The organism is Nonomuraea sp. IBHARD001 (assembly GCF_056106265.1).
The window spans coordinates 4,131,013-4,154,017 of the sequence record NZ_JBWBBW010000002.1; the positions used below are offsets into that span (position 1 = coordinate 4,131,013).

At 71.6% G+C, this 23,005-nt stretch carries 25 protein-coding genes; 20 read left to right on the plus strand and 5 right to left on the minus strand.

What is annotated here, in order from left to right; all coding sequences use genetic code 11:
• Positions 1–34: 34 nt before the first annotated feature.
• On the plus strand, positions 35–2,671 hold the full coding sequence (locus tag ACTWNK_RS20810; RefSeq protein ID WP_474306048.1) for a M4 family metallopeptidase: 2,637 nt from the start codon (positions 35–37) through the stop codon (positions 2,669–2,671).
• A 161-nt stretch (positions 2,672–2,832) separates the two neighbouring features.
• Positions 2,833–3,555, plus strand: coding sequence for an FAD-dependent thymidylate synthase (gene thyX / locus ACTWNK_RS20815; RefSeq protein ID WP_474306049.1), 723 nt, complete (start codon positions 2,833–2,835; stop codon positions 3,553–3,555).
• Between the two features lie 49 nt (positions 3,556–3,604).
• Here the strand turns inward: thyX and ACTWNK_RS20820 are convergent, their stop codons facing one another.
• Both ACTWNK_RS20820 and ACTWNK_RS20825 read right to left on the minus strand, forming a co-directional pair.
• Positions 3,605–3,892 (minus strand): ubiquitin family protein, encoded by a 288-nt coding sequence (locus ACTWNK_RS20820; RefSeq protein ID WP_474306050.1) that lies wholly within the window; start codon positions 3,890–3,892, stop codon positions 3,605–3,607.
• A gap of 20 nt (positions 3,893–3,912) precedes the next feature.
• Positions 3,913–4,992: a WD40/YVTN/BNR-like repeat-containing protein gene (locus ACTWNK_RS20825; RefSeq protein ID WP_474306051.1), complete on the minus strand. Its 1,080-nt coding sequence runs from the start codon at positions 4,990–4,992 to the stop codon at positions 3,913–3,915.
• A gap of 179 nt (positions 4,993–5,171) precedes the next feature.
• Between ACTWNK_RS20825 and ACTWNK_RS20830 the strand changes: the two genes are divergently transcribed.
• The gene (locus ACTWNK_RS20830) at positions 5,172–5,930 is read left to right on the plus strand and encodes a helix-turn-helix domain-containing protein (RefSeq protein WP_474306052.1); all 759 of its coding nucleotides are present in this window, start codon (positions 5,172–5,174) and stop codon (positions 5,928–5,930) included.
• A 15-nt stretch (positions 5,931–5,945) separates the two neighbouring features.
• Here the strand turns inward: ACTWNK_RS20830 and ACTWNK_RS20835 are convergent, their stop codons facing one another.
• Positions 5,946–7,064: a globin domain-containing protein gene (locus ACTWNK_RS20835; protein WP_474306053.1), complete on the minus strand. Its 1,119-nt coding sequence runs from the start codon at positions 7,062–7,064 to the stop codon at positions 5,946–5,948.
• Between the two features lie 484 nt (positions 7,065–7,548).
• Between ACTWNK_RS20835 and ACTWNK_RS20840 the strand changes: the two genes are divergently transcribed.
• From ACTWNK_RS20840 to ACTWNK_RS20850, 3 genes are all read left to right on the plus strand, one after another.
• Positions 7,549–8,235 carry a gamma-glutamyl-gamma-aminobutyrate hydrolase family protein gene (locus ACTWNK_RS20840; protein ID WP_474306054.1) on the plus strand — a complete coding sequence of 229 codons (687 nt, stop codon included), beginning with the start codon at positions 7,549–7,551 and terminating at the stop codon, positions 8,233–8,235.
• A 9-nt stretch (positions 8,236–8,244) separates the two neighbouring features.
• Positions 8,245–9,168, plus strand: a complete 924-nt coding sequence (locus ACTWNK_RS20845; protein ID WP_474306055.1) for an alpha/beta hydrolase — start codon at positions 8,245–8,247, stop codon at positions 9,166–9,168.
• 61 nt (positions 9,169–9,229) lie between these two features.
• A complete protein-coding gene (locus tag ACTWNK_RS20850) occupies positions 9,230–9,682 on the plus strand; it encodes a GNAT family N-acetyltransferase (protein WP_474306056.1) in 453 nt (150 codons plus the stop codon).
• Between the two features lie 9 nt (positions 9,683–9,691).
• On the opposite strand, the gene ACTWNK_RS20855 is transcribed toward ACTWNK_RS20850, so the two are convergent.
• The gene (locus tag ACTWNK_RS20855) at positions 9,692–10,873 is read right to left on the minus strand and encodes an acyl-CoA dehydrogenase family protein (protein WP_474306057.1); all 1,182 of its coding nucleotides are present in this window, start codon (positions 10,871–10,873) and stop codon (positions 9,692–9,694) included.
• A gap of 68 nt (positions 10,874–10,941) precedes the next feature.
• Positions 10,942–11,532: a class I SAM-dependent methyltransferase gene (locus tag ACTWNK_RS20860; protein WP_474306058.1), complete on the minus strand. Its 591-nt coding sequence runs from the start codon at positions 11,530–11,532 to the stop codon at positions 10,942–10,944.
• Positions 11,533–11,661: 129 nt separating this feature from the next.
• Between ACTWNK_RS20860 and ACTWNK_RS20865 the strand changes: the two genes are divergently transcribed.
• The 14 genes from ACTWNK_RS20865 to ftsR all read left to right on the plus strand — a co-directional run bounded on the left by ACTWNK_RS20865 (position 11,662) and on the right by ftsR (position 22,919).
• Positions 11,662–13,359 (plus strand): sensor histidine kinase, encoded by a 1,698-nt coding sequence (locus tag ACTWNK_RS20865; RefSeq protein ID WP_474306059.1) that lies wholly within the window; start codon positions 11,662–11,664, stop codon positions 13,357–13,359.
• Positions 13,356–14,057 carry a response regulator gene (locus tag ACTWNK_RS20870; protein ID WP_474306060.1) on the plus strand — a complete coding sequence of 234 codons (702 nt, stop codon included), beginning with the start codon at positions 13,356–13,358 and terminating at the stop codon, positions 14,055–14,057. The genes ACTWNK_RS20865 and ACTWNK_RS20870 overlap by 4 nt, the downstream gene beginning before the upstream one ends.
• A 58-nt stretch (positions 14,058–14,115) precedes the next feature.
• Positions 14,116–14,532 carry a hypothetical protein gene (locus ACTWNK_RS20875; protein WP_474306061.1) on the plus strand — a complete coding sequence of 139 codons (417 nt, stop codon included), beginning with the start codon at positions 14,116–14,118 and terminating at the stop codon, positions 14,530–14,532.
• A 40-nt stretch (positions 14,533–14,572) separates the two neighbouring features.
• The gene (locus ACTWNK_RS20880; RefSeq protein ID WP_474306062.1) at positions 14,573–15,169 is read left to right on the plus strand and encodes a phosphoribosylanthranilate isomerase; all 597 of its coding nucleotides are present in this window, start codon (positions 14,573–14,575) and stop codon (positions 15,167–15,169) included.
• A gap of 138 nt (positions 15,170–15,307) precedes the next feature.
• Positions 15,308–16,051 carry a hypothetical protein gene (locus ACTWNK_RS20885; protein ID WP_474306063.1) on the plus strand — a complete coding sequence of 248 codons (744 nt, stop codon included), beginning with the start codon at positions 15,308–15,310 and terminating at the stop codon, positions 16,049–16,051.
• Positions 16,048–16,569, plus strand: a complete 522-nt coding sequence (locus tag ACTWNK_RS20890; protein WP_474306064.1) for a hypothetical protein — start codon at positions 16,048–16,050, stop codon at positions 16,567–16,569. Before ACTWNK_RS20885 ends, ACTWNK_RS20890 begins: the two co-directional genes overlap by 4 nt.
• Complete coding sequence (locus ACTWNK_RS20895) at positions 16,559–17,113, plus strand: hypothetical protein (RefSeq protein WP_474306065.1); 555 nt, start codon at positions 16,559–16,561, stop codon at positions 17,111–17,113. Before ACTWNK_RS20890 ends, ACTWNK_RS20895 begins: the two co-directional genes overlap by 11 nt.
• A 2-nt stretch (positions 17,114–17,115) precedes the next feature.
• Positions 17,116–17,286: a hypothetical protein gene (locus ACTWNK_RS20900; protein WP_474306066.1), complete on the plus strand. Its 171-nt coding sequence runs from the start codon at positions 17,116–17,118 to the stop codon at positions 17,284–17,286.
• Positions 17,287–17,340: 54 nt separating this feature from the next.
• Positions 17,341–17,865 (plus strand): hypothetical protein, encoded by a 525-nt coding sequence (locus tag ACTWNK_RS20905; protein ID WP_474306067.1) that lies wholly within the window; start codon positions 17,341–17,343, stop codon positions 17,863–17,865.
• Between the two features lie 22 nt (positions 17,866–17,887).
• Positions 17,888–18,331, plus strand: coding sequence for a hypothetical protein (locus ACTWNK_RS20910; RefSeq protein ID WP_474306068.1), 444 nt, complete (start codon positions 17,888–17,890; stop codon positions 18,329–18,331).
• A 62-nt stretch (positions 18,332–18,393) separates the two neighbouring features.
• Positions 18,394–18,987, plus strand: coding sequence for a cardiolipin synthase ClsA (clsA, locus tag ACTWNK_RS20915; RefSeq protein WP_474306069.1), 594 nt, complete (start codon positions 18,394–18,396; stop codon positions 18,985–18,987).
• A gap of 3 nt (positions 18,988–18,990) precedes the next feature.
• Entirely contained in the window at positions 18,991–21,489 is a 2,499-nt protein-coding gene (locus ACTWNK_RS20920; RefSeq protein ID WP_474306071.1) for a sugar phosphate nucleotidyltransferase, read from the plus strand.
• 267 nt (positions 21,490–21,756) lie between these two features.
• Positions 21,757–22,269 carry an FHA domain-containing protein gene (locus tag ACTWNK_RS20925; RefSeq protein WP_474306072.1) on the plus strand — a complete coding sequence of 171 codons (513 nt, stop codon included), beginning with the start codon at positions 21,757–21,759 and terminating at the stop codon, positions 22,267–22,269.
• Positions 22,270–22,292: 23 nt separating this feature from the next.
• On the plus strand, positions 22,293–22,919 hold the full coding sequence (gene ftsR, locus ACTWNK_RS20930) for a transcriptional regulator FtsR (protein WP_474306073.1): 627 nt from the start codon (positions 22,293–22,295) through the stop codon (positions 22,917–22,919).
• Positions 22,920–23,005 lie beyond the last annotated feature (86 nt).

Sequence of the window (23,005 nt, forward strand, 5' to 3'; positions counted from 1 at the left end):
ACGCCAGAACCCCCCTACGCCACCTGGAGGTGTCGTGCGCTGGCGACCGATCACCGTGACCGCATTCGGCCTGGCCCTGGCCCTGGCCGTTCCCGCGGGCGCCCAGGCCACGAGTCAGGCCCCGCCGCCCTCGCCGCCGGAGATCGAGGCCAGGGCGGGCACCGACGCCCCGGCCGAGGTCAGCGGGCTGGCCGAACCCGCCGAGGCGGCCGACCCGCTGCAGGCCGCCAGGGCGCACCTGGCCGACCCGCGCTACCACATCGACCCGGCCTCGCTCGTGCCGATCGGCGTCGTCGCCGACGGGCCGGAGCACACGGTCAGATTCGCCCAGCGCCACCGCGGCCTGCCGGTGTTCGGCGGCCAGTACCTCGTGCACATGCGCTCGGCCGACGGCCGCCGTGAGATCACGGGAGCGGGCGGCAGGTACCTGACCGAGCTCACCGTCGACGTCACGCCCACGCTCAGCGCGGCACGCGCGGCCGCGATCGCCCGCAGCCGCGCGATCAGGGACCCGCTGGCACGCGAGAGCGCCAAGGCCGAGACCGGCGAACTCGTCGTCCTGCCGCGCGGCTCCGGCGTCCTGGCCTGGCGGGTCAGGGTCGGCGCCGACGACGCCGCGCGCGGACGCCCGATCCTGCTCGACGTCTATGTCGACGCCCACACCGGCGCCCCCGCCCTGACCGTGAACAAGCTGCAGCTCGAAGGCCCGATCCAGGCCACCGGCACCAGCGCGCACGGCGACGCCCTCGCCCTGCCCGCCTACCGGCGTGCCGATACCCAGGTGGAGCTGCGCGACCGCAGCAGGCCCATGTGGAACGGCACGAAGGGCGAGATCCTCACCTACGACGCCGCGGGCGGCGACGTGCGCCAGTACCTGCAGCCGGGCATCCCGGCCGGCACCGAGCTCGCCCGCTCGCCGGGCGCCGTCTTCGGCCCCGAGCACACCGAGAGCGGCGCCGCCGACGCGCACTGGGGCAGCGGCAAGGTCTACGACTTCTACCGCGCGCTCGGCCGCGACGGGCTCGACGGCAAGGGCGCGACCATGCACTCGGTCGTCGACGTCACCTACCTCGGCTACCCCTTCGCCAACGCCTTCTGGGACGGCACCAAGATGGTCTACGGCGGAGGCGGCGACTACCACTCCTTCGCCGCCGGGCTCGACGTCGTCGGCCACGAGATGACACACGGCGTCATCACCAACAGCGCCGACCTCGCCTACATCGGCCAGTCGGGCGCGCTGAACGAGGGCCTGGCCGACTACTTCGGCAACGCCGTCGAGACCCAGGCGCTCGGCGTGCCGATGAGCCACCCGGACGCCAGCCTGCTCGGCGACCGGCTCTGCCGCACCGCCGCGCCCGCCGACTGTGCGATCCGCGACCTCGACGACGCCAGGGTGGCGGCCGACGACTACATCGGCGTCACGGTCGCCACCGACAGCGGCGGCGTGCACCTCAACTCCACCATCTTCTCCGGCGCGCTGTGGGACATCAGGGAGCGGCTCGGCGCCAGGACCGACAAGATCGTCTACAAGGCGCTGACCGAGTACATGACGCCGATCGACGACTTCGTCGACGGCCGCAGGGCCGTGGAGTCGGCGGCCAGGGCGCTACGCCTGTCGTCCGCCGACCGGCGGGTCGTGGCCAGGGCGTTCGAGGCGCACGGCATCCGCAAGGGCTGGGAGCGCCGTACGGGCACCGACAGCCGTACCCTGCTCGACGGAATCACCGACCCGGCCGCGACGCCCGACGTGGCCAAGGGGCGCTATGTGGTGTCCGACTCCTCGCCCGACGGGGCCTCGCCCACCCACATCGTGACCGGCGAGGTCAAGGGCGGCAGTCCGTCGAGGCTGTCGAGCGGGCAGGCGTGGAACTACGCGCCGGTCACCGACGGCGAGCGGGCGGCCTGGATCGCCTACGACGCGGCCGGAGACAGCTTCCAGGTGCTCACCAGGTCGCTGCGCGGCCATCGCCCGGCGACCGTCGCCTACGACAGCGGCGCGGTGGAGCTCGGCACCCTGGCCGTCGACGGCGACGCGCTGGCCTGGGACCGGGTCGACGGACTCACCCGCGAGAACGACGTCTGGCTGAAGAAGGGCACGGCCGAGCCGGTCAACCTCACCGCCCAGCAGGGCGTGCGCGGCTTCTACCCGACGATGCGCGACGGCAGGCTGGCCTACATCAGGGTGTGGGTGCAGGGCGGCGCCGTCAGGAGCACACCCGTGCTGTACGACATCAGGACGGGCACGGAGGTCGTGGTGCCCGAGTCGCCAGGCACGGGCACGCTGCCGCCGCTGACCATCCTGCCCGCGCTGACCGGCGGGCACCTCGTCTGGTTCGCCGACCTCAACCGTGACGGCCGCTACGGCGTCATGCGCGCCGCCGCCGACGGCACCGGCGTCGCTGCCGTCGTGCCTGACGGCCCCGCCGCCCCCCAGGCGTACTGGCTGGACGGCAACGAGCGCACGGTCACCGTCGGCCTCTATCCCGATGACGGCGACCTGCCGAAGATCTACCAGGTGCCGCTGTCCGGCGGTTCCCTCACCCGCTACTCGTGCAACAGGGGCGAGCAGAGCGTCTTCGCCTCGGGCGAGCGCGCCCAGGTCGTCTGGATCGACGGCACGGCGGGCGACACCGACCTCGTCACCAGGCAGGAGGCGAGGGGCGGCTGCTGAGCACCGCGGGCCGCCCGCCCGGTTGACGACGTCGGGCGGGCGGCCCGCGGGTTTGTGACCTGCGGGTCCACACAGTCTTGTCCACACAGTCGGGTCCACACAGTGGCCGGCGGGTCTAACATGGCGGGCGGCCTTGCAACCTGAGACATGGGGGTGTTCGAGTGAGCGACGAGCCGCGCTTCCTCGACGATGTGACCGTCGAGCTGGTCAAGCACAGCGCGTCCGATGCCGACGTGCTGTTCGCCGCGCGGGTGTCGACGGCGGGTGAGCAGTCCCTGGAGGAGCTGGACAAGGATCCCGAGCGGTCCAAGGGGCTGATCAACTACCTCATGCGCGACCGGCACGGCAGCCCGTTCGAGCACAACTCGATGACCTTCTTCATCAGCGCGCCGATCTTCGTCTTCCGTGAGTTCCACCGCCACCGCGCCGGATGGTCCTACAACGAGGAGAGCGGGCGCTACCGGGAGCTGCAGCCCTCCTTCTACGTGCCTGGCCCCGAGCGCAAGCTGGTGCAGGAAGGCAAGCCCGGCCGCTACGTGTTCGTCGACGGCACGCCCGAGCAGCACAAGCTGACGACCGAGGCGATGGAGGAGTCCTATCGGCGCTCCTACCGCGCCTACCAGGAGATCCTGGCCACGGGCGTGGCCCGCGAGGTGGCCAGGGCGGTGCTGCCCGTCGGCCTGTTCTCCACCATGTACGCCACCTGCAACGCGCGGGCGCTCATGCACTTCCTGTCGCTGCGGACCAAGCGCGATGAGGCCAAGGTGCCCTCGTTCCCGCAGCGCGAGATCGAGATGGTGGCGGAGAAGATGGAGGCGCACTGGGCGGGCCTGATGCCGCTCACCCACACCGCCTTCGTGACCAACGGCCGCGTCTCGCCGTAGCGGACGCTCCCCGGCCCGCCCGCCGAGTCACGGCGGGCGGGCGCCGGGCTCACAGCGCGGGCAGGACGAACACCTCCGCGCCCGGTGGCAGCGCGCAGTCCAGGCCGCCGATGCCTTTGGCGTTCTCGCCGCAGACGAACATACTGATGTGCCGCCTGATCCGCCCGTAGTCGTCACGCAGCCTGCCCTCCAGCGAGGGATGCGTGCGGCGCAGCGTGTCGAGGGCGGAGCCCAGGGTGGGCGGCGTGTCGGGGTCGGCGCCCACGGCGAAGACCTTGACCTCTGCCGCCCCGCTGACCCAGTGGCGCAGCGTGCTGGGCAGGACGAATACCACCATCGTGACGGGTTTGGCCACGGTCAGAGCACCGCCGCGCGCACGGTCAGCACGTCGGGCAGATGCCTGGCCACCAGCGTCCAGCTCTCGCCGCCGTCGCGCGAGCCGTAGACCTCGCCGTCGCGGGTGCCGAAGAACACGCCCGCCTCGCTCGCGCACATGGCGTCGCGCAGCACCGAGCCGTGCACCGGATCGCCGGGCAGGCCCTGGCTGAGCGGCTGCCAGCTGTCGCCGCCGTCGTCGCTGCGGTAGACCCTGGTCCGGTGGCCGACCGGCGTGCGATCGACGTCGGCCTGCAGCGGGAAGACGAACACCGTGTCCGGTTTGCCGGGATCGACCACCACGGGGAACCCGAAGTCGGACGGCAGCGACGAGCCGATGTCGCTCCAGGAGCCCCCGAAGTCGTCGGATCGGTAGACCCCGCCGTGATGCTGCAGGTAGAGCCGCTCGGGCCGGTCGGGATGCATGGCCACCTTGTGCACGCAGTGCCCGAACTCGGGGTACTGCTGGCCTTCGGGCAGGAACGGCACCCTGATCCCGGTGTTGGCCGCCTCCCACGTGGCCCCACCGTCCCGCGAGCGGTAGAAGCCGCCCGAGGAGATCGCGATGCCCAGGACGGCCGGGTCGATCGGATGGTTGACGATCGTGTGCAGGCACAGCCCGCCGCCGCCCGGTTGCCACTGCGGCCGGTGCGGATGGTCCCACAGCCCTCGGACCAGCTCGAAACTCTGCCCCCTGTCCTCGGACCTGAACAGTGCCGCCGGCTCGCTCCCGGCCCAGACCACACCGGGCTCGGCGGGCGAGGGCAGCAGTTGCCACACCTTCTCCAAGGTCGCCCCGGTCTCCTCGGGGAAGGCGACGGGCGGGCTGCCCGACTCCTGCCAGGAGGCGCCCAGGTCGTCGGACCACATGACCGACGGGCCGAAATGCCCGTATTCGATCCCGGCGAGCAGGCGGGGCGAAGGACCTCTGGTGTCGATCGCGACCGCGTGCACGCCGATCGTGGAGAACTGGATCGGCTCGACCTCGAAGGGGCCCGCTCCCGCCGATCTGGCCAGGAACAGCCCCTTCCGGGTGCCGATCATGAGAAGACTCGTCGTCATCACTGGCTCCCCTCTCTCGTCCCGCCATCGTGTCACGGCATGCTGGGAACCGCCTGGCTCTGCGCTATTTGCACCCGAGCGTCGTTCCATTACGTACCAGGTAATCGTGATGATTCCCTGGTGTCGGTAACGTGCCTGCCATGGGTGCTCTCGCTACACAAACTGAGACTTTTGGTGATTTGCTGCGGCAGTGGCGGCAGCGCCGCAGGGTCAGCCAGCTCGATCTGGGCATCGAGGCCGACGTCTCGGCCCGCCACATCAGCTTCCTGGAGACCGGCCGGGCCAATCCGAGCCGTGAGATGGTGATGCGCCTGGCCGAGGAGCTCGACCTGCCGCTTCGCCACCGCAACCACCTGCTGGTGTCGGCCGGGTACGCCCCGGTCTTCCCCGAGCGCGACGTGCGCGCCCCCGAGATGGACGCGGTACGGCAGGCGCTGGACACCATCCTGGCCGGGCACGAGCCGTACCCGGCGCTGGTGGTCGACCGGTTGTGGAACGTGGTGGCGGCCAACGGGGCGGCGGCGATGTTCATGGACGGCGCGCCCGCCGAGCTGCTGAAGGAGCCGATCAACGCGATGCGGCTCTCGCTGCACCCGGACGCGATGGGCGGCAAGCTGCTCAACCTGGCCGAGGTACGCGCCCACCTGCTGCCCAGGCTCAAGCGCCAGGCCGAGATGTCGGGCGACGGCAGGCTCGCCGAGCTGCACGACGAGCTGGCCGCCTACACCTACCCCGGCGTCGAGCTGAACGTCGCCGTCGTGCCGCACCCCGCCGACATCCTGGTCCCGCTGCGGATCAGGCACGGCGACGGGGTGCTGTCGATGTTCACCACGATCGCCACCTTCGGCACCCCGCTCGACGTCACGGTGTCGGAGCTGGCGATCGAGACGTTCTGGCCGGGCGACGAGGAGAGTGCCGCGGCGTTCCGCACGAGGTGACGGCCGCCCGCGCCGCTACCTCTCGGCGTGCACGATGTCGCGGTGGATCTGGGCGGGCGGCATGCCGTCGAGCTGCAGCCGCCTGACGGTCTCGTTGACCATGCTCGCCGGGCCGCACACGTATGCCTCGTGCTCGGCCCAGGAGTGGAAGCGCGAGGCGACGTCGGGCAGGCTGCCGCGCATGCCGTCGTAGCCCGCCTGCTCCGAGACCACGGGCAGGACGCGCAACCAGGGGAAGGCGGCCTCCATACGCGCCAGGTCGGGCAGGTCGTACAGGTCGCGTGCGCTGCGCGCGCCGTAGAGCAGGTGGATGTTGGGCCGCCTGCCCGAGGCGATGATGTGCTCGACGATCGCCTTGATCGGTGCCAGCCCCGTGCCCCCGGCCACGCACAGGACGTCGCGCGCCGAGCCCTCCTGCGGCGTCATCGTGCCCACGGGCGGCCCCAGCATGATGGTGTCGCCGATGCGCGTGTGCTGGGCCAGCGTGGTGGAGACCCAGCCGCCTGGCACCGCCCGCACGTGCAGCCTGACGGTGTTGTCGGGGCGCGGCGCGTTGGCGATGGAGAAGGCGCGCCAGACCCTCGGCCAGCGTGCGGTCTGCACGTTGACATACTGTCCGGCCCGGTAGGGCAGGCGTTGCGATGGTCTGACGGTGATGACAGCGATGTCGGGCGTGCGCAGTTCGTGGTCGATCACCTCGGCCAGCCACCAGGCGGGGGACACGCCTGAGTCGCTCTCGGCCGAGTCGATCATCAGGTTGGCCGCGGCCGTGTAGGCGGCGACCCACGCCGATTCGATCTCCCTGGTCCAGATGTCGGCGGCGAACCGCCGTACCGTGGCGAGAAGGGCGTTGCCCACCGCGGTGTAGTGCTCGGCGATGACTCCGTACTTACGGTGGTCCCTGCCGAGCTGTCCGAGGAAGCACGACAGGCTGTCCGGACTGTCCAGGCTCCACACGATCCTGGTCAGCGCGCTGAACAGCCGGTCCCGCTGCACGTCCATCGCCGGAGGGAACATGCCCCTCAGGTGTGGGCTCTCGGCGAACAGCCGACCGTAGAAGTAGGCCGCGGCCTTGCCGGCCACGGGTTCGATGACGGAGAAGCTCTCCTTGACGAGGCGCGGATTCAACGACATTTACTTAACCCCACCTATTGACCGGAATGCGATTCCGGTCGTGTCGCTCCACCTCCTGACGGCTCCGGGTGAAGAGCGCAAGGCGGGCCCCGGCACATCCATACGCTCGTTTTTGAGTCTTACATCACCTCTCGGGTGTCACAACCGTTTCACCACCAAACCGCGCGAACGGGAACTATCCGTGACGGTAATGTTATTTACCGTATCTGTCCGCAACGGGATTTCGGACGATAAATACGAATGTTTATCGCATTCATCTCCACCCCTCTTTCATGGCGCGCCAAATGCGTCCGGCGGGGGCCCGAGGCTGCTCCGTACCCCCTGCGACGGGCGGTCAGGACAGGTCAGTCGATCCTGAAGTGACACCACTGATACGCGGGATGGGTGACATAACCGAAATGCAGTGCGCCATGATGGGCTTGCATCTGGAGCCACCGGCCCACGGTGGCGGCATCATCCTGCTGCACGCCCCCCGGGAGCCCGTATGTCTCGACCGCTGATCGGTATCACCGCCTACCTCGAGGCCGCCCGATGGGGCATCTGGGTCAGGGAGGCGATCCTCACGCCGCCCTCCTACGCCAAGGCCGTCGAGCGGGCGGGCGGCGCGCCCGTGGTGCTGCCGCCGCTCGGCTTGCATGCCATCGACGACTACGTGCGGGGCCTGCGCGGCCTGGTGCTCACCGGCGGGCCCGAGGTCGCGGCCAGCGCCTACGGCGGCGAGCCGCACGTGCGCAGCGAGGACCCGCAGCCGCACCGCGACCGCTTCGAGCTGGCCCTGGCCAGGGCCGCCGTCCAGCACGACGTGCCCATCCTGGCCGTCGCCAGGGGCATGCACGTCCTCAACGTCGCCCAGGGCGGCACCCTCATCCCCTGGCTGCCCGACGTCGTCGACCACGAGCGCCACGGCACGCCCGGCCGTCCGCACGTCATCCAGGTCAGCGTCTCCAGCAAGCTGGGCAAGGCCGTCGGCGACAAGGTCGAGGTGACCGCGCCGCACCAGCAGTCGGTCAAGCGCCTGGGCAACGGGCTGCTGGCCGTGGCCTGGGCCGACGACCAGATCGTCGAAGGCGTGGAGCTGCAGGGCCACCGCTTCGGCGTCGGCGTGCAGTGGCACCCCGAGCGTGACGCCGAAGGCCGCCTGTTCGAGGCGCTGGTCGAGGCCGCCATGTAAGGTCCGATCATGGCGTTGCACCCACAGGCGAAGGCCTACCTGGAGCACTACCCCTCCGACCTCGGCGTCGACCTCGCGAGCCTCGGCCGCAAGGAGATCGACGCGATGCGGGCGTCCGACGGGTTCGCCGCACAGCGCGGCCCGCTCGTGGAGCTGCCCTACGTCAGGGACGAGACGGTGCCGGCCGACACCGCGATCCCGGTGCGCATCTACCGGGGCTACGAGGACGACGGGCCGCTGCCGGTCGTCGTCTACTTCCACGGCGGCGGCTGGGTCTTCGGCAGCGTCAAGCGCAACGACGCGCTCGGGCGCGACCTGGCGCTGCGGACGGGCGCGGTGGTGGTCTCGGTCGACTACCGGCTGGCGCCCGAGCACACCTTCCCCGCCGCCGCCGACGACGCCTGGGCGGTCGTGCGCGACGTGTTCGCCAGGCCCGCCTTCTACCAGAGCAACGGCAGGGTCGCGGTCGTCGGTGACAGCGCGGGCGGCAACCTGGCCGCCGTGGCCGCCTGGCAGGCGCGTGAGGCCGGGCTGCCGCTGGCCCACCAGGTGCTGATCTACCCGGTGCTCGACGTCGCCATGGACACCCCCAGCTACCGCTCCTACGCCACCGGCTTCGGCCTCGACGCCGCCGAGATGGCCTGGTTCGCCGAGCAGTACTCCCAGGGCGCCGCCCCCGACGACCCCCGCCTGTCGCCCGCCCGCCTGCCCGACGTCTCGGGCCTGGCCCCGGCGACCGTCGTCACCGCCGAGTGCGACGTCCTGCGCGACGAGGGCGAGCAGTACGGCAGGCGCCTGGCCGAGGCCGGGGTGCCGGTCGAGCTGCGCCGCTTCGACGGCGCCGTGCACAGCTTCTTCGGCCTGCCCGGCTTCTTCGACCAGGCCGTCGAGGCCCGCGCCTACGTGGCGGCACGGCTGCGCGAGGCCCTGTGACCCCTGCCGCCGCCCGGAAAACGTCTCGCGCCGGGGCGAGGGCGGCTGCCATGATGCCGGGATGCTCATCCGCGAGGTACGTCCCGGCGACGACGAACTCGGGCCTGCCCTGCTCGCCCTGCAGCACGCCGCCTACGCCGTCGAGGCGAAGCTCATCGGCGACGACCGCATCCCGCCCCTGCGCGAGACGCTCGACGACCTGCGCGCCGCCCCGCTGACCTGGCTGGCCGCCTACCAGGGCGAGCGCCTGGCCGCCGCCGTGGCGTGGGGCGAGAGCGGGAGCGAGGTCGACCTCGACCGGCTGGTCGTCGACCCGGGCCTGCACAGGCGCGGGCTCGGCGCGGCGCTGGTGCGCGAGGTGCTGGCCCGCGCGGACGGGCGCCGCGTCGTCGTCTCGACCGGCAGGGACAACACCCCGGCCCGCGCCCTGTACGAACGGCTCGGCTTCACGCGGACGGGCGACACCGAGGTGCTGCCCGGCCTCTGGGTCACCGGCTACGCCCTACCGGCCTGAGGGGCGGCCTCAGAAGCTGCGCGGCAGCCCCAGCACCTGCGTGGCGAGGTAGTTCAGCAGCAGTTCCTCGGTGACCGGCGCGACCCTGCCGATCCTGGCGTCGGCCAGCAGCCTGGCCACCGGGTACTCCAGCGAGTACGCCATGCCGCCGTGCGTCTGGAAGGCCGCGTCGGCCGCCTCCCAGGCCGCCTGCGAGGCGGTCAGCTTGGCGATGTTGGCCTCGGTGCCGCACGGCAGGCCCTGGTCGAAGCTGGAGGCCGCCTTGTACAGCATCAGCCTGGCCAGCTCGATCTTCGCCTTGACCTGGGCCAGTGGGAAGGCGATGGCCTGGTTGGCGCCGATCGGCCTGCCGAACACCTCGCGCTCCTTGGCGTACGCGACGGCCACCCGCAGTGCCACCTCGGCCCCGCCGAGCGCCGATGCCGCCAGCAGGACGCGTTCGGGGTTGAGGATGTCCCACAGGACGGCCGCGCCCTGGTCCGGCTCGCCGACGACGTCACGGGCGGGCACGCGCAGGTCGTCGATGAAGACGGTGTTCGACGGCGTGGTGTTGGCGCCCATCTTGGGGATCGGCCGGTAGCTGAGCTGCCCGGCCGCGACCGCCTCGGGCACGTCGACCAGCAGGACGGTCATGCCGTGCGTACGCGGCCTGGCCTCGGCGGCGGGCACGGTCCTGGTGACCAGGAGCATCCACCGGGCGCGCTGCACGCCGGTGATCCAGACCTTCTGGCCGTTGACCACGTACTCGTCGCCCTCGCGCCTGGCGAAGGTGGTGATGGCCAGCGAGTTGGACCCGGCGTCCGGTTCGGTCAGCGCGAAGCACGTCTCGATCTCGCCGGTCGCCAGGCCGGGCAGCAGGCGTTCACGCTGTTCGGGGCTGCCGTGCCTGGCCAGTGTCATGGCGCCGAAGCCGGGCGTCAGCACGTAGGTGAAGGCGGAGCCGCCCGCCGAGCCGGACGCCGACAGCGTCTCGGTGGCCACGGCGAGCTCCAGCAGTCCCTGCCCGCCGCCTCCGTACTCCTCGGGCACCGCGAGGCCCAGCCATCCGCCCTTGGCCAGGTCGGCCCACACCTCTTCCGGCCAGCGTTTGTCGCTCTCGCAGCGCTGCCAGTAGTCCATGTCGTAGCGCGCGCAGATGTCGCCCACGCCGCGTTGTACGGCCTTGGCGCTGTCGGGAAGTGTGAAGTCCACCGTGATCAACTCCGTCCTCGTTGCGTGCGCAATCGTAGAACGGAGTTCGGTTGACTGCCAGGACCAGCTCAGCCCCGGGGGCGGCGCGCGTGGTAGACGAACGCGGGAGGCGCGTTGCGCCACACCGTACGGCCGAGCACGACCTCCTCGAAGCTGTCGGCGAGCAGGGCGCGGAAGCGCCTGGCCGAGCCCAGCGGAATGGCATGCACATAGGAGAAGGTGGTGAAAGCCCCCGAAGGGCACATCGCCGTCATGACCGCACGCATCAGACTGCGCTGCAGATCCTCGGGAAAGGCGGCCCACGGCAGCCCGCTGACCACCACGTCGGCCCGCGAGAGCCCCCGGTCGACCAGGAGTTGCGGCAGCTCGACGGCATCGGCGGTGACCACGTCCACGTGCGGGAAACGGCCGGTCAGCAGGGTGGCCAGCTCGGTGTTCAGCTCGACGGCCAGGTGGTGCCCGCGACCGGCCAGCCTGCGCTGGATCGCGGCGGTGAAGGGGCCCGTGCCCGGACCCAGCTCGACAACGATCGGTTCCCCACGCTCGGGGACGGGGGTGGTCACCGTCTCGGCCAAGCGTCGCGAGCTGGGCGCGAAAGCGCCGATCGTCGCAGGCGAGCGCATGAACTGGCCGAGGAAGAGAGCCGTGTCATTGGGCATGGCAAGACTCTAGGCGACCGGTGAACTCCACATGATCCCCCTTTCGGGCGCGAGTGCGGCCGAAAGGAGGAGGCGACGTCGTTCCCCGGGAGGAGAGGGGCGGGTGCGCCCGCTGAATACAGTTGGTCCATGCGATGGCGGCCCTGGATGATCGACGTGCTTCTCGCGTTGGCCGGGATCGGCCTCGACGTGCTGACCAGCTGGCACACGCCCGGAGCCTTCCTCGGCCTCGGGCCGTTCTTCACCGCGGCCATCGCCGCCGCCATGGCCTTCGTCAGGTCGAGGCCGGGGCTCGTCGTGGTGGCGCTGGCCGCCCTGCTCGTCGTCACCGACCAGCTGGGCTCGCACACCGCCGACACCGCGCAGATCCTGCTGCCCTTCGCCGTCGGCGTGTTCGCCTACCGCACGCCCCGCTGGGCGCCGATCGTGCCCGTCGTCGCGCTGGCCGCCGTCGCCAACGCCCTCAACCTGGCCGATCCCGGTCTCGCCTTCACCGCCGGGGCCTGGTACTACTCGCTGTCGTTCGCGGCTCTGCCCGTCGTCGTCGGCCGCTACCTGCGCGGCAGCGGCATGCGGGCGGCCAGGCCCGACCTGGTGGCCGACCTCATGCTCGCGGGCGGCGGCGTCGCGGTCTCCGTACTGGGCAGCTGGCAGATCTGGGGCACCGCGGGCAGGCCGCTGTGGGTGGACGGGGCGGTGGCCGTGCTGGCCGGGCTCGCGCTCGGGCTGGCCAGGCGGCTGCCAGGCGCGGTGTTCTGCGTCGAGGGGCTGCTGCTGGCCCTGGCCGGACAGCACCTGGCCGGGGCGGTCAACACCATGCAGGGCATCTTCCTCGTCGCGCTCGGCGTGTTCGCCATGCGGGCGCACTGGTTCTGGATCCTGCTGGCCTACGCCACCACGTGTGTGCTCACCACGGCCATCATCGTCAACCAGGCCGAAGGCGACGAACCGCTGCGCATCGCCCTGATGTTCGCCCTGGTCGCCACGCCGGTCGCGATCGGGCGCTACCTGGGCGCCAAGCAGGCCGCGGGGGAGTCCGAACGGCTGCGCATGCGCGAGTCGGAGGAGCTGGCCCTGGCCCGGATGCGCGCCGACCGGCTGGCCGAGCGCGAGCGCATCGCCCGCGAGGTGCACGACATCGTCGCCCACCACGTCGGCGCCATCGTCCTGCGCGCGGGCGCCGCCCGGTTCGCCGACCCCACCGGCCCGTCGGCCGAGGCCCTTGAGGACATCCGGGCCACCGGCCACCAGGTGCTCACCGATCTGCGCGGCCTGCTCGACGTGCTGCGCGCCCCCGACGCCGAGCAGGACCTGCTGGCCGACCCGGGTGACGTCGTGCGCGAGTCGGCCGAACGCATGGCCGCCGCCGGGCTGGTCGTCGACCTCGACCTGGCCGAAGGCGTGGCCTCGGCGCCGCTCGTCGTGCGCGCGTCGTCGGCCCGCATCGTCCAGGAGGGCCTGACCAACGTGCTCAAGCACGCGGGCCCGGGCACCCACGTCACCGTACGGCTGGCCGCCACGCCGGAGGCGCTCACCGTCGAGGTGCGCAACGGCAGGGCGGCGACCATCCGCGAGCCGCTGCCGTCGTCGGGACAGGGCCTGGCCGGTATGCGCGAGCGGGCCAAGGCGCTCGGCGGCACGCTGACCGCCGGTCCCGAAGGGGCGGGCTGGCGGCTGCACGTGACGCTGCCCTACCCCAAGGGCGCGACCACCGCGCCCCAGGCCGAGCCGGTCGTGGGCGCGGAGGCCTGCCGGATGCGCTTCACCCCACCCCAACCTCCCAAGAGCCCCCGCAACCAACCCCCGAAAGACCAGGTGACAGCATGATCCGCGTGGTGGTGGCCGACGACCAGGCCCTCGTGCGTGCGGGTGTGCGGATGTTGCTGCAGGCGGCGGGCGGCATGGAGGTCGTCGCCGAGGCCGAGGACGGCGCCGAGGCCGTACGCCTGGCCGAGCTGCACCGCCCCGACGTCGTGCTCATGGACCTGCGCATGCCCAGGGTCGACGGCGTCGAGGCCATCAGGCGCATCCTGGCGGGCTGGCCCGCGGCCAGGATCGTGGTGCTGACCACGTTCGCCGAGGACGCCGACGTCTACGCCGCGCTCCGGGTCGGCGCGCTCGGCTTCCTGGTGAAGGACGACGAGCCCGAGCGCATGGTCGACGCCGTGCGCAGGGCCGCGACCGGCGAGCCGCTGCTGGCGCCCTCGGTGCTGCGCCGCGTCGTCGAACGCGCGCTGGCCGCCGAGGACCAGGCCGCCGCGCCGATGCCGGCCGGGCTGACCGAACGCGAGATCGAGGTGCTGACGCTCGTCGGCGCCGGCCTGTCCAACGCCGAGATCGCCGAGCGCCTGCACGTCGGCATCACCACGGTCAAGACGCACGTCGGCAACGCCATGGAGAAGCTCGGCCTGCGCAACCGCATCCAGGCCGCCGTGATCGCGCACAGGGCGGGCCTGGTCGACGCCGCCTTCCGCCCGGTCAGGCATCCACCGGCAGGCGGATCGGCCACTCCGCCCGCAGGCTGACGACCGGCCGGGCGCCGCGCGCCCACGATGTGATCCTCACCAACGGAAGGATCACCTCATGCAGGAGGTACTCGCACAGGCCCCCGCCGAGCGGCGGCCCGTGTCCACCGCTCTGCTGTACGCCCTGCGCGTCCTGGTCGTCGCCCAGGCGGCGGCCGTCGTCGTGGCGGCCTCGTTCGCGGGCCAGTCGGTGCAGAGCGCGCATGCCATGGCCGAGACGCATGTCATGGTCGGCATGGTCGTGCATCTCATCGCGTTGCTCCAGATCGTCGCCGCCGTCCTGGTCTGGCGGCCGGGCAGGGGAGCGGGCTGGCCGGCCCTGGCCAGCGCCGGGCTCTTCCTGGTCGGGATGGGCCAGCACTTCAGCTGGGACCTGCTCGGCACGCACGTGCCGTCGGGGGTGGCGCTGTTCGGCCTGACGGTGGCCGTGCTCGTCTGGGCGTGGTCGCCCGCGGCCGCTCGCCGCCGCTCCTGAGGGGTACGGGGCACGGCGGCGGGCGCGTTAGGGTGCGAGGGTGTTCGTGAAGATCTGCGGGCTGAGCAGGCCCGAACATGTCGAGGCCGCCGTCGAGGCGGGGGCCGACGCGATCGGCTTCGTGCTGACCGCGAGCCCGAGGCGGATCGAGCCCGGCCTGGCCAGGGAGCTGGCCGCGCTCGTGCCGCCGCACGTGCTGAGCGTGGCCGTCTTCAGGGGCGAGCCGACGGCCGTCGTGCGCGAGCGGTCCCTTGCGGCGGGGGTGGGCGCGGTGCAGTTGCACGGGGCGCATCCGCACGAGGACTTCACCGCGCTGAAGGATCTCGGGCTGACGCTGGTGCGTGCCGTCGCCGACGGCGCCGATCTGCGCTGCGGCGCCTTCGACGAGGACCTGCTCATCGTCGACGCGCCCAAGCCGGGTTCGGGCGAGCCCTGGGACTGGTCGGCCGTACGCGGCCGTCCGTCCGGCCGCTGGCTCCTGGCGGGCGGCCTGGCGCCGGCGAACGTCGCCGAGGCCGTCGCCGCGGCGTCGCCCTGGGGCCTGGACGTCTCCAGCGGCGTCGAGAGCGCGCCCGGCGTCAAGGACACGGCCCTCATCCGGGCCTTCCTCGCCGAGGCCAGGGCGGCGAGCGCCTGACGCTCCTCACGGAGCACCGTGTTCCCGATGCACAGGGTCATTAGGCCTACAAACCATGACAAATCCCCGTTACGGTCGAGCCACGTTTGTGTCGATCATGGTGTTTGGCGCTCCGGCGCCCAACGTTAGGGGAAACTCATGGTCACGACGCTCTCCTCTGTCGTGCGCTCATCCGCCGACGGGGCACGTGTCACGCTCGACCTGCCGGCCGAGGCGGGAGGACTGGTGTGGCACGGGCACACCAGATTCGCCGGTCCCGGGCTCGTCCGCTCCTTCAGCCTGGCCCCGGCCGGGCACCACAAGGTCATACCCAGCAAGATCTTCCCGGGCGGCCGCACCGAGACGTTCCGCCGTCAGGGATTCGACCTCGTGCTCTACGAGGCCGCCGACCGGTCCGACAGCGCCCTGGTCTGGGCCGGGCCCTACACCTCCGTCACCACCTGGTTCGGCGGGCCGACGCCGCGCCGCGCCCTGCTCAACCGCATCACCGCCGGGGTCGCCTTCGCCGACTCGCCCGAAGGGGCGAAGGTGACGCCGCTGCACGCAGCCGTGCGGCAGTTCGGCACGATGGTCATCGGCCAGAGCGACGACCTCGTCGTCCTGGCCAAGGACGCCAGGACCGCGCGCGAGAACCTCCCCGCCTGGCGCGGGGCCAGGGCGGGCGACGCCGAGGTGTGGAAGGACAAGCTCGACCTCGACCCCGAGGCCAGGGCGGTGCTCGGCGGCACCCCCTACGAATGGCGTTACACCTTCGCCAACCCGACCTGCGTCTTCACCCTCATCTTCCCCAGGGAGGCCGAGCAGGCGGGCCGTTCGCTCGCCGCCGACGACGGCCGGGTGGAAGCCGTGCTCGGCTCGATCCGGGTGGGGTGGCAGGCGTGACGCTCGCGACCTCGCTGGCGCTGCTGGCCCTGCTGGTGGCGGTGTTCGCCCTGGTCGGCGTGGTGGCCGTGTACGCGCGGGTGCGCACGCTTGAGCAGACCGCGCTCAACCCGGCGGGCGCCAGGCTCGACGACGACCTGCGGCCCGCCCCCGAGGCGCTGCTGCCCGAGGCCGGGCAGCGGGCTTCGCTGGTCGTGCTCATGGACGCCTCCTGCGCGATCTGCCACAACGTCTGGGAGGCCGCCGTCGGCGCCGAGCCCGAAGGCGTGCGCGTGCTCGGCCTGCTGGCCGACAGGCGATCGGCCGACGCCTTCGACCGCGGCGTCAGGCTGGCCGACGCCGACCTGTGGGCCGCCATGTACGAGGGCTACACGCCCTGCCTGTTCGTCGTCGACCCCGCGGGCCGTGTGGTCGACAGGCGCTTCGTCTACGCGGGCGACGACGTCGCCGCCCTGATCGAGACGATCGTGCCGTCCGCCGATCCCGTCGCCGTGCCGAGGAGTGAGCATGCGTCCTGACGACATCCCCACGATGACGGCGGCTCCGCAGGGCGCCGAGCCGAGCCGCGTACGCGCCCTGATCGCCGACGCGCCCGCCACCCGCAGGACCGTGCTGAAGGGCCTGGTGGTCTCGGCGCTCGCCGCGGTCGTCGTGCCGTTCGACTGGGTGCTGAACAAGCGGGCGGCGCTGGCGGCCGGCCCCACGTCGGAGTGGACGGCGGCCAACTGCTCCGACGCCTACGGCAGCGGCGGCTACACCCAGCAGAGCGCCAACTGGTGGGGCGGCCCCGCCGTCTGCTTCGGCGGCTGGCGGCGCGGCGCGAACCCGTGCAACTCCAACCAGCGCCACTTCGAGGGCAACCGCACCCACAACGCCGGCCAGTCCGACCAGGAGAAGTACTACGCCTACCGGGTCGACGACTACTGCGGCTACCCGACGAAGAACGCCTGGCGCTGGACCTACAACGGCGGCACCTACCGCTGCTCGGACGGCTTCACCAAGGTCACCTGGCGCGACGGCACCTACCACACCGACCTGACGATCGCGATGTGCCGCCTGTGAGCATGGCGGCCGGAAGGGGCCGGGCGCTGCGACGCCTGGCCCTGCACCCGCTGGCGCTCGCCGTACCCGTCGTCGCGGGTACGGCGGTGCCGGCGCTCGTGCCCGCTCTGGCGCCGCTGCTGGCGCTGTGGGCCGGGCTGAACGCCGGGTACGCCAACTCCGGCAGCACTTGAAGCCACAACTCGGCATTTCTGCTGGGCGCGTCGGTCTGGCGCGGTAAGGGGGCTTTGGCGTGGTTCGGACTGGGACTCTGGCTCGGCGCCTCGACGGTGGCGCTGGTGGCGGCGGTGCTCGGCGGCGTCGTGCAGGCGCTGACGCCCTGGCAGGGCAGGCTGGCGGTGCTGGCCGTGCTCGGCGTCGTGGTGGCGTCGCGCGAGTTCGGCGTGATCTCGCTGAAGGTGCCGGAGAACCGGCGACTGGTGCCCGAGCACGTGCTCAACCGGGGCCGTGCGGTCGGCGGTGTGCAGTTCGGGTTCGAGATGGGCACCGGCATGCGCACGTACTCGCCTTCGGCGCTGCCGCACCTGGTGCTGGCGGCGGCCGTGCTGGCGCTGCCGTTCGGCGGGGCGATGCTGGCCGGGACCGGCTTCGCGCTGGCCCGCTGGATCATGGCGGCGGCGAGCATCACGCACAGCGACGACGGCGAGTGGAGTCAGCTGTGGCGGGCCCGGCGCAGGCTGCTGGCGGCGCTCACCACGCTCGCCGTGCTCGGCGCGCTCACCCTGGCCCTGTGGCCGTGGGGAACCTACTGAACGGGAAGCGGGTATCACCACCATGAGACGACTGCTCCTGCTGCCGGCCCTCGTGCTGGCGCTCACACTCGTGCCCGCGGCTCCCGCGCTGGCCAAAGGGCCGGACACGGCCGTCATCACCGGCCCCGGGCTGAGCGCGCCCGTCCAGGTGCGGCCGGGCACCAGGGCCCAGGACAGGCGCCTGGACGACCTGCGGCTCGGCACCGCCGTACTGGCCGCTCTGGTCGCGGAGTACCCGCACGCCAGGTTCGCGGCCAAGCGGCCCAAGGGCAGGCTCGGGGCGCGCTACCGGGTCGCCTGGCACCTGGCGGGACGGCCCGAAGGCACGCTCGTGCAGTACCTCTACCCCCGGGCGGGCAAGGGCGTGCTGGTCTTCACCCCGGCCCAGGAGCACGCCGAGCGCACCGGCTGGCTGCGTGCGCCACGCTGGCTCAGGGGCACGCTGAAGGCCGCCGGGCTGCCGTGACGACGCACAACGGTCGTGGCGTGACACGCTGGGGATGAATCGGACGCAGTAGGGTCGCAAGCGTGAGCGAGACATCGGCCGAGGACCGCATCTGGACGGTTCCCAACATCCTGAGCTTCCTGCGCCTGCTCGGCGTCCCGGTTTTCCTGTGGCTGGTGCTCGGTCCCAAGGCGGACGGGTGGGCCATCGCGCTGCTCATGCTGGCCGGGTTCTCCGACTGGCTGGACGGCAAGATCGCCAGGGCGTGGAACCAGACCAGCAGGCTGGGCCGCGTCATCGACCCGGCCGCCGACAAGCTCTACGTCTTCGCGACGCTGCTCGGCCTGCTGCTGCGCGAGATCATCCCCTGGTGGCTGGTGGCGGTCATCCTGGCCAGGGAGCTGTTCGTCGGGGCGTTCTTCCCCGTGCTGCGCAGGCACGGCTACCAGGCGCTTCCCGTGCACTTCCTCGGCAAGGCCGCCATGGCCAACCTGATGTACGCCTTCCCTCTGCTCTTCCTCGCCTCCCACACCGGCGCCTGGTACCAGGAGTTCACCCAGATCATCGGATGGGCCTTCGCCATCTGGGGCACTGGTCTGTACTGGTGGGCCGCCGTGCTGTATGTGGTACAGGTGCGACAGCTCGTCAAAGCGGTCGAAGAGGCGCCAAAGGGGTGATCCGTGAAGGCGGTCGTCATGGCGGGCGGGGAGGGCACTCGGCTGCGGCCGATGACGGCCAACCAGCCCAAACCACTGCTGCCCGTGCTCAACCGCCCGATCATGGAGCACGTCCTGCTCCTGCTGCGACGGCACGGGCTGACCGAGACCGTCGTCACCGTGCAGTTCCTGGCCGCCCTCGTGCGCACCTACTTCGGCGACGGCGACGAACTCGGGATGAGCCTGCACTACGCCACCGAGGACATCCCGCTCGGCACCGCCGGAAGCGTCAGGAACGCCGCCGACCGGCTGCGTGACGGCAGCTTCCTCGTCATCTCGGGCGACGCGCTCACCGACATCGACCTGTCGGAGATGATCCGCTTCCACCGCGCCAACCGCGCCCTGGTCACCGTCGGCCTCAAGCGCGTGCCCAACCCGCTGGAGTTCGGCATCGTCATCGCCGACGAGCACGGCCGCGTCCAGCGCTTCCTGGAGAAGCCCACCTGGGGCCAGGTCTTCTCCGACACCGTCAACACCGGCATCTACGTCATGGAGCCGGAGATCCTCGACGAGATCGAGCCGGGCCGCTCGGTCGACTGGGCCGCCGACGTCTTCCCCAGGCTCCTCGAACGCGGCGCCCGGCTGTTCGGCTACGTGAGCGACGGCTACTGGGAGGACGTCGGCACGCACGAGAGCTACCTGAAGGCCCAGGCCGACGCGCTGTCGGGCCGGGTACGCGTGGAGATCGGCGGATTCGAGCTCTCGCCGGGCGTGTGGGTGCACGAGGGCGCGTCGGTCGATCCCGACGCCGTGCTCAAGGGCCCGCTGGTGATCGGCCCGTACGCCAAGGTCGAGGCGGGCGCCGAACTGCGCGAGTTCACCGTGCTCGGCAGCAACGCCGTCGTACGCGAGGGCGCGTTCCTGCACCGCGCGGTCGTGCACGACAACGTCTACGTCGGGCCGAGCGCCCACCTGCGCGGCTGCGTGATCGGCAAGAACACCGACATCATGACCGGCGCCAGGATCGAGGAGAACGCCGTCGTCGGCGACGAGTGCGTCATCGAGGCCGAGGCGTACGTCACCAGCGGCGTCAAGGTCTATCCCTTCAAGACCATCGAGGCCGGGGCCGTCGTCAACACCTCCGTCATCTGGGAGTCGCGCGGCCAGCGCAGCCTGTTCGGCCCCAACGGCGTCAGCGGCCTGGTCAACGTCGAGATCACCCCCGAACTGTGCGTACGGCTGGCCAGCGCCTATGCCACCACGCTGCGCAAGGGCGACAAGGTCGTCACCTCGCGCGACTCCTCGCGGGCGGCCCGCGCGCTCAAGCGCGCGGTGATCAGCGCGCTCACCGCGAGCGCCGTCGACGTGCTCGACCTGGAGGCGGCGGCGCTGCCCGTGGCCCGCTTCCACACCTCCCAGGCCCATGCCGCCGGAGGCATCGCCCTGCGCACGACGGCGGGGGACCCGCAGAGCGTCGACATCGTGTTCATGGACGCGCGCGGCGCCGACCTGGCCGCGGGCGCGCAGCGCAAGCTGGAGCGCGTCTTCTCCCGCCAGGAGTTCCGCCGCGCCTTCCCCGGCGAGATCGCCGGGCTGAGCTTCCCGGCCAGGGCGGTGGAGAACTACGCCCAGGAGCTGGCGCGCCGCGTGGACATCTCCGGCGTCAGCGACATGAAGGTCGTCGTGGACTGCGCCGGAGGCACCGCCTCCCTGGTGCTGCCCGCCCTGCTCGGCCGGGTCGGCGTCGACGTGCTCACCGTCAACGCCCGCCTCGACGACGCCTCGCCCGCCGAGACGATCGCCGGGCGCCGCCGCGACCTGCAGCGCCTGTCGGAGCTCGTCAGCTCGTCGAGGGCGGCCTTCGGTGTGCGCTTCGACCCGGTGGGCGAGCGGATCGCCCTGGTCGACGAGCTGGGCAGGCTGATCAGCGAGGAGCGCGCCCTGCTGGTCGTGCTCGACCTGGTGGCCGCCGAGCGGCGAGGCGGCCAGGTGGCGCTGCCGGTCAGCACCACGCGGGTGGCCGAGCAGGTCTCGCGCTTCCACGGCGTGCAGGTGCAGTGGACCTCCACCGCGCTCGACGCGCTCACCGAGGCGGCGAGCAGGCGCAACATGATCTTCGCCGGGGACGGCAGGGGCGGCTTCATCGTGCCGGAGTTCGCACCGACCGTCGACGGGCTCGCGGCCTTCCTGCGCCTGCTCGGCCTGGTCGCGCGCACCCGGCTCTCGCTCAGCCGCATCGACGCCCGCATCCCGGAGGCCAGGCTGCTCAAAAGGACCGTTCCGACGCCGTGGGCGGCCAAGGGCGCGGTCATGCGCTCGGTCATCGAGGCGGCGGGCGGGCGCGTGATCGACACCACGGACGGGGTGCGCGTGGTCGAGGAGGACGGGAGCTGGGCGCTCGTCCTGCCCGCGACGGCCGCGCCGGTGACCCATCTGTGGGCCGAGGGGCCGGACGTGGACGCCGCCCAGGCGCTGCTCGCCGAGTGGGCGGCGATCGTGGAGGCTGCGGCGGCCGCGGGGTGAACGTTGTTCGGAGGGTAAACAGGAGCGGGAAAAGGGTTGTCAGAAGGCGAACCCGCGTGTGGGATGGACCTTGGTACCGGCTCGGCGGTAACTTTGTCACCGTCCAAGTCCGTCGTCCAGCGTTCCGCCTTGACCTTTGCGTCTCATCAGCGTAAGTTGCGGCATTCGCAGTCGTAGCGACCCAACAACTTGAGAAGCGAAGAAGCAGGACGCCGTCGCCCTGAGCACCGTGAAACGCGTCTTCGCGGTAGGAGGCCGAGCCAGTCGATGCCGAGCGTCTACTGCACGCAGTGCGGACATGCCAACCCCGAGGATGCCCGTTTCTGCTCCCGCTGCGGGTCACCCCTGACCCGTATGGAGGTCGTGGGGGACACCACCTCGACGATCTCCGTCGCCGGGATCGAGGCGTATGAGGCGGAGACAGGAGAGGCGCTCCTGGCCGAGCGCGCCGCAGTGGAGAACCTCGCGCCGGGCACCGCGCTGCTCATCGTCATGCGCGGCCCCAACGCCGGCAGCAGGTTCCTGCTCGACCGCGACCTGACGACCACCGGCCGTCACCCGGAGAGCGACATCTTCCTCGACGACATCACCGTCTCGCGCCGCCACGTGGAGTGGTATCGCCACCCGGGCGGTCGCTTCACCGTGCGTGACGTCGGCAGCCTCAACGGCACCTACGTCAACAGGGAGCGCATCGAGGAGGTTCCGCTGCACGCCGGGGACGAGGTGCAGATCGGCAAGTTCCGTCTCGTGTTTCTCATGCGGGGCACCCCCGGCGTATGAGCGCTCAGGCGGCACGCTCACACATGAGCATCGGGGAGGTGCTCGCCCTGCTGCAGGGCGAGTTCCCCGACGTGACGATCTCCAAGATCCGTTTCCTGGAGGGCGAGGGGCTGATCGAACCCGAGCGCAGCCCCTCGGGTTACCGCAAGTTCACCCACCACCACGTGGAGCAACTGCGTTACATCCTCACCGAGCAGCGTGACCACTACCTGCCGCTGCGGGTGATCAAGGACAAGATGGCCGAGGCGCTGTCCAGGCCCAGGGTCGTCGGCGAGCAGCAGGAGCTGCGGCTGAGCCGTGCCGAGCTGCTGGAGTCGGCCGGGCTCGACGAGGAGACCCTCACCGAGCTGGAGGACTACGGCCTGCTGGCGGCGGTCGCCAGGCGCTACGACGAGGACGCGCTGAAGATCGCACGTGCGGTGGGCGCGCTGGCCGCCTTCGGGCTGCACGCGCGGCATCTGCGTGCGGTCAGGGCGGCGGCCGAGCGCGAGAGCGGGCTGGTCGAACAGGCCGTGGCCCCGCTGTTGCGCAAACGTTCCCCCGGGGCGATCGGCGAGGCCGATCAGGCGGCCCGCGAGATTTCGGGCCTGCTCATGGAGTTGCACGCGGCGCTTCTGCGCACCGGCGTCAGGGGCGTTCTCGGTCGATGACCGGCCCACAGGGACATTCCACGCCCCTCGGGTGTTACGTTGAATTGCGGTAGTGCGGCCCAACAATTGCGGTAGTCGAAATACGG